Annotated in this window: 2 protein-coding genes; both read right to left on the reverse strand. The window is 73.8% G+C overall.

Annotated features, from left to right (window positions below; translation table 11 throughout):
- Positions 1–93 precede the first annotated feature (93 nt).
- A complete protein-coding gene (locus tag ACWD3D_RS31720; RefSeq protein WP_451464191.1) occupies positions 94–309 on the reverse strand; it encodes an MbtH family protein in 216 nt (71 codons plus the stop codon).
- Positions 310–443: 134 nt separating this feature from the next.
- A partial coding sequence (locus ACWD3D_RS31725) for an amino acid adenylation domain-containing protein (RefSeq protein WP_451464192.1) occupies positions 444–6,535 on the reverse strand: 6,092 nt, incomplete at its 5' end.

Raw genomic sequence — 6,535 nt, forward strand, 5'->3', positions numbered from 1 at the left:
GGCCGGGTGGCCCTCGGGATTTCGGCGTACCCGTGAACGGACGACCGCGTGGCCGGGCCCCGTCCACGGTTTCGGTCGAGGTCATGTCGGCCACTACCGCCGGGCGTCCATGGCGTCGGCGAGGCTCTTGGGCCGCATGTCGGTCCAGGACTCCTCGACGTGGGCCAGGCAGGCGGCGTGGGTGTCGGGGCCGTGGGTGACGGTCCACCCCTCGGGCACGTCCGCGAACCGTGGCCAGAGGGAGTGCTGGTTCTCGTCGTTGACGAGGACGAGGAAGGTGCCGTCCTGGTCGTCGAAGGGGTTGGTCATGTGTCGGTCCTCCTGAGGGGAAAGGGTGGTGCCGGGAAAGGGTGGTGTCACCGGGCGTCCGCGGTGGCGACGGCATCGCGGACGCCCGGGTGGTTCCGGAGGCGGCGGTTGCCCCGTGCCTCCGGAAGCCGTGGTCAGGCGCCTCGGGAAGCGGTGGTCGCTCCGGCGATCCGGGCGGCCAGGATCGGGCCGATCTGGGCCAGCGATCCCGCCTGGGTCATCTGGTCGTGCCGGGTGGTGATCTCGTGCGATTCGATCCGGCCCCCGATGTACGGGCGCCAGACCTCCGGGCCGGCGTCGTCGTCGCCCCGGCCGATCGTGGAGTTGAAGAGCAGCAGGTCCCCGTCGTACGTGCCGGGCACGAAGTCGACCGCCAGCTTCGCGTTGTTGATCATGATCTGGACGATCACCTCGACCTGCCGCTCGTTCAGCCCGGCCAGGGCGCTGCCCCGCCGGTTCAGTACCTCGGCGACCTCGGCGTAGGTGATGTCCCGGTCGCCCAGCTCGTCCGGGTCCACGTCGAGCACTCCGACGAGCACGTCGCGCACGGTGGGCACCGGCTCCTCCTCGAACCGCACGTCCTTCACCGGGTACGCGTCGAGGATCGCCAGCAGTGCGGTCCGCTCGCCGCGGGCCTGGAGTTCGCAGGCCAGCGCGTGGGCGATCAGCCCGCCCGCGGACCAGCCGAGCAGCAGATAGGGGCCCTGCGGCTGGATCTTCTGGACGTGGTCGGCGTAGTCGGACGCCATCTCCTCGTAGGACGTGGGCAGCGGCTCGGGCCGGCCGAGGCCGCGTGCCTGGAGCGCGTAGACCGGGTGCTGCGGGCCGAGGTGGTTCAGCAGCCCGCTGTACGACCAGCTGATGCCGCCGCCGGGGTGGACGCAGAACAGCGCGGGTTCCGTCCCGGTCGAGCGCAGGGGCAGCAGCACGTCCAGGGCGTCTTCCGGATCGTTCATGGCCAGGCGTTCGGTGAGTCCGGCCACGGTGGGCGCCTCGAACAGCAGGCGCAGGCCCAGCTCCAGGCCGAGGGTCTCGCGGACCCGGGAGGCCAGCCGCGCGGCCAGCAGCGAGTGACCGCCCAGGTCGAAGAAGCCCTCGTCGATGCCGACCTGGTCCCGGCCGAGGACTTCGGCGAAGAGGCCGCACAGGAGTTGCTCCTGCGGGGTCCGCGGTCCGCGCCCGGCGGCCGGCGCCCCGTAGTCGGGGGCGGGCAGGGCGGCCCGGTCGAGTTTGCCGTTGGCGGTCAGTGGCAGCGCCTCCACGGTGACGAACGCCGCCGGCACCATGTAGTCGGGGAGTTCCCGGCGCAGTCGGCCGGCCAGGTCCGCGCTTTCGGGCGCACCCTCAGGTGCGGCCACCAGGTAGGCGACCAGCCGCTTGTCCCCCGGCCGGTCCTCACGGGCGACCACGGCCGCCTGGGCGACGCCCGCGCAGCCCGCCAGTACCGCCTCGATCTCTCCGGGCTCGATCCGCAGTCCGCGCAGCTTGACCTGGTGGTCGACGCGTCCGGCGAACTCCAGCGTGCCGTCGGGGAGCCACCAGGCGAGGTCGCCGGTGCGGTACATGCGGCTCCCGGGCGGGCCGTACGGGTCGGCGGTGAAGCGCTCCGCCGTGAGGCCGGCCCGGCCGAAGTAGCCGCGGGCCACGCCCGTTCCCGCGAGGTACAGCTCACCGACCATGCCCGTCGGCACCGGCCGCAGCCGGTCGTCGAGCACGTAGGTGCGCATGTTCGCCATCGGCGGGCCGATCGGCACGGTCGCGGCGTGCTCGGGGAGTTCGCGTACCCGGTGGCAGGTGGCCAGGGTGGTGGCCTCGGTGGGGCCGTAGCCGTTGACCACCTCGATGCCGGGGCAGGCCGTGAGGACCCGGGCGGCGGCGGCCGGGGAGACCACGTCGCCGCCGGTCCACACCTCGCGCACCCCGGCGAGCAGACCCGGACGTTCCTCGGCGACCAGCCGGAACAGTCCGGCGGTCAGCCACAGCCCGGTCACCCCGTGCGTGGTGATCGTGTGGTGCAGCAGGTCGAGGTCGATCCGCTCGGGCGGCGCGACCACGATCCGGCCGCCGTTCAGCAGCGGGACCCAGAGTTCGTAGGTCGAGAGGTCGAAGGCGGTCGGGGAGTGCATCAGCACCCGCTCGTGTCCGCCGCCGCGCCACTCGGGGCTCAGCGCGAGGCCCACCACGTCCCGGTGGGTGACGGCCACGCCCTTCGGCCGCCCGGTCGAACCGGAGGTGTACATGATGTACGCCACCTGGTCCTCCCGGCACGGCACCTCGACTCCGTACGGGCGGTCTCCTACGGACGGCGCCGGAGCGGACTGCACCAGGGCGGTGAGCACCTCCTCGGTGAGTACGACGGTCGCTCCGCTCTCCCGCAGGATCAGGTCGATCCGGGAGGAGGGGAAGCGCGAGTCCAGCGGTACGTAGGCGCCGCCGGCCTTGATGATCGCCAGGATCGCCACGACCAGCTCCGCCGAGCGGTCCAGCAGGACCGCGACCGGCGTCTCGGGCCGTACGCCCTGGCGGATCAGCGCGCTCGCCACGTGGTCGGCCCGCAGGTCGAGTTCCGCGTAGGTCAGCTCGGTTCCGCCCGCCACGACCGCCACCGCGTCCGGGGTGGCCCGCACCTGGCGGGCGAAGAGCTCCGGCACCGAGGCCGAGGGCAGCTCCGCGGCCGTGTCGTTGACCTCGTACAGCAGCCGGTGGCGTTCCTCGTCGGACATGAGGTCGATCCGGCTGATCGGGCGGTCCGGGTCGGCGACCGCCGCGCGCAGCAGGCGGGCCCAGCGCTCGAACAGCAGCTCCACGGTGGACGCGTCGAAGAGGTCGGTGGCGTACTCCACCGCGCCGATCAGTCCGTCGGCGCGGCCGTCCTGGCGGAACCGCTCGGCCAGGCTGAACGTCAGGTCGACGCGTGCGGTCCCGGTCGGGGCCGCCACGTGTCCCGTCTCCAGCCCCGGCAGCGCGAACTCGCCGAGCGGCGCGTTCTGCAGGGCCAGCATGACCTGGAACAGCGGGTGATGGGCCAGCGACCGGACCGGATTGGCCACCTCGACCAGGTACTCGAACGGCACGTCCTGGTGGTCGTACGCGGTGAGCGCCTTCTGCCGCACCCGGCCGAGCAGGTCGGCGAAGCCGGGGTCGCCCGAGGTGTCGGTGCGCAGCACCAGGGTGTTGACGAAGAAGCCGACGAGCTCGTCGAGCGCCTGGTCGGTCCGGCCGGCGATCGGGCTGCCGACCGGGATGTCCGTACCGGCACCGAGCCGGGTGAGCAGGGCGGCGAGACCGGCTTGCAGCACCATGAACATGCTGGCGCCGCGGGCGCCGGCCAGGTCGCGCAGGGCCTGGTGCAGTTCGGGGTCGAGCCGGACCACGACCCGGTCGCCCCGCTGGGAGGCCACCGGCGGCCGGGGCCGGTCGGCGGGCAGCTGCACCTGCTGCGGGATGCCCGCCAGCTCCTCCTTCCAGTAGCCGAGTTGCCGGGCGAACAGGCTGTCCGGGTCGTCGGCGTCGCCGAGCAGGTCGCGCTGCCAGCGGGTGTAGTCGGCGTACTGCACCGGCAGCGGGGACCACGTAGGCTCCTCGCCCCGGCAGTGCGCCGCGTAGGCCGTCGCCAGGTCGCCGGAGAGCGGTCCCATCGACCAGCCGTCCGCGGCGATGTGGTGCACCACGACGAGGAGTACGTGCCGGTCGGGGGCGAGCGCGTACAGCTCGGCCCGGACCGGCAGGTCCTCGGCCAGGTCGAACCCGTGCCGTGCCCCGTCCGCCAGGGCCTCGGCCAGCCGGCTCTCGTCGAGTTCGGTCACCGGGAGCGCCGGCTGCGCCCGCTCGGTGCTCAGCACGACCTGGTACGGGACTCCGTCGGTCTCGCGGAAGACGGTCCGCAGGCTCTCGTGCCGGCCGATCACGTCGGCGAGCGCGGCGCGCAGGGCGGAGCGGTCGAGGTCGCCGGTCAGGCTCAGCGCGAGCGGCATGTTGTACGTGGCGCTCGGCCCGTCCATCCGGTGCAGGAACCACAGGCGGCGCTGGGCGAAGGAGAGCTCGACCCGCTCGGGGCGGGGGCGGGCGGTCAGCGCGGGCCGCGCTGCTCCGGATCCGTCCAGCCGGGCCGCCAGCGCGGCCACGGTCGGGGTCTCGAACAGGGTCCGCACCTCCAGCTCGGCGCCGAGGGTCGCGCGGACCCGGGAGGCCAGCCGGGTCGCCAGCAGCGAGTGCCCGCCGAGGTCGAAGAAGCTGTCCTCGACCCCGACCTGTGCCAGCCCGAGCACCTCGGCGAAGAGTTCGGCGAGGAGTTGCTCCTGCGGGGTGCGCGGCGCCCGTCCGGCCACGGCGGCGCCGAGGTCGGGGGCGGGCAGTGCGCGGCGGTCGAGCTTGCCGCTGCCCGTCAACGGCAGCGTGTCCAGCGCCACGAACGCCGAGGGGACCAGGTAGTCGGGCAGCCGCCCGCGCAGCCAGTCGCGGAGTTCGCCCAGGAGGGCGCCGGTCCCCCGGCTGCCGGTCGGGCGGTTGGTCAGCGACGACAGCGCCCTGCCGGTGTCCCCGGCCGGCCGGTACGCCTCGACCGGGGAGCCGTGGAGGGTGCCCGGGTCGGCGAAGACGACGTCCAGGGCGTCGGTCGCGGTCGCCGACCAGGTGACCGCGACGACTCGGCCGAGCTCCCGCCCGAGGGCGTGGAACTCCTCCGGGTCGGGGACGCCGCTCTCCTCGGGGGTCTCCTCGGGGGCACGCAGTCGTTCCATCAGCTCCGCGGGCCGGGCGTCCCCGTCCTGCACCGCCCTGGCCAGGGCGGCTTCCCGCACCACACGGCGGTTCGGCACCCCGGTGAGCCGCAGCAGGTCGGGGGCGTGCTGCTGGGCGAGCAGTTCACGCAGTTCGGCCGGCGCGGTGATCTGCCGCCCCCACGCCAGCTCGACGGACCGGCCCGGTGCCTGTGGGGCGGCCGGTGTGCCGTGCAGCGTCACGTCGTAGCGGTAACGGGAGAGTTCGTTGTGGTGCAGGCCGCGCTTGACGTCCACGGCCACCGCGCCGATGTCCGTGCCGTGGGTCCGCAGCGCGGTGAAGAAGTCCGGGTCGACCAGGAGCTCCTTCTCCACCCTGACGGCCTGCTCCACCGCGCGGCGCAGGGCCTCGGCGTCGGTGCCGTCGCCGGTCCTGTGCAGAGCGACGGCGGTGGCCAGCGGGCGCAGCAGCCGCAGGTTGCGGACGTCGCCGATGAAGAGCGCTCCGCCGGGGGCGAGCAGCCCCGTCAGCTTTCCGATCACGTCGGCGAGGTAGTCGGCGGACGGGAAGTACTGCACCACCGAGTTGATCACGATGGTGTCGAACTCCCCGACGGGCAGCCCTTCGGTGTCGTGCGCCGGACGGGTCTGGAGCACCACGCGCCCGGTCAGCCCTTCCTCGCCCGCCACTTGGGCCGTCAGGGCGTCGATCGCGGTGGCGGAGAAGTCGGTCGCCCAGTAGGTCTCGCAGTGGGGCGCGACCTGCGAGAGCAACAGGCCGGTACCGACACCGACTTCCAGCACCCGGCGCGGGCGCAGGGCCAGGATGCGGGCCACGGTGGCGTCCCGCCACTCCCGCATCTGCTCGACCGGGATCGGGCCGGAGTCGTAACTGCTGTTCCAGCCGACGAAGTTGTGGCCGAAGGCCGCTTCCTCGGGGGCGATGGGCAGGGCGTCGTAGATGTCCTGCCACTCGCCGACGTGGTCCGCTTCCAGCCCGTCGTCCCGGGCCGCGTCCTGGCGCGGGACGACATAGCCGACGAGCCGGTCGTCCTGGGCCACGACGGCGGCCCGGGCGACGGCGGGGTGCTCGGCCAGCGCGGCCTCGACCTCGCCGGGCTCGACCCGGAAGCCACGGACCTTCACCTGGTCGTCGGCTCGGCCGGCGTACTCCAGCTGGCCGTCGACCCGGCGGCGCACCAGGTCGCCGGTGCGGTACATGCGCTCGCCCGGTACGAACGGGCAGGCGACGAACCGTCCGGCCGTCAGGCCGGGCCGGTTCAGGTAGCCGCGTGCCAGGCCCGCACCCGCGACGTACAGCTCCCCGGTGACGCCGGTCGGCACCGGCCGCAGCCGGTCGTCCAGCACGTACACCCGGGCGTTGGCGATCGGCCGGCCGATCGGCGGCACGCCGGGTGCCGGGGAGAGCGGGTCGCTCATGGTCGCGCACACGGTCGTCTCGGTCGGGCCGTAGGCGTTGACCATCCGGCGTCCGGGGGCCCAGCGGG

The sequence above is a fragment of the Streptomyces sp. NPDC002690 genome, from assembly GCF_053592415.1.

Bases quoted from the DNA above. Each gene is read 5' to 3' on its own strand.
- ACWD3D_RS31720 (WP_451464191.1), bottom strand. From the start codon at position 309: ATGACCAACCCCTTCGACGACCAGGACGGCACCTTCCTCGTCCTCGTC.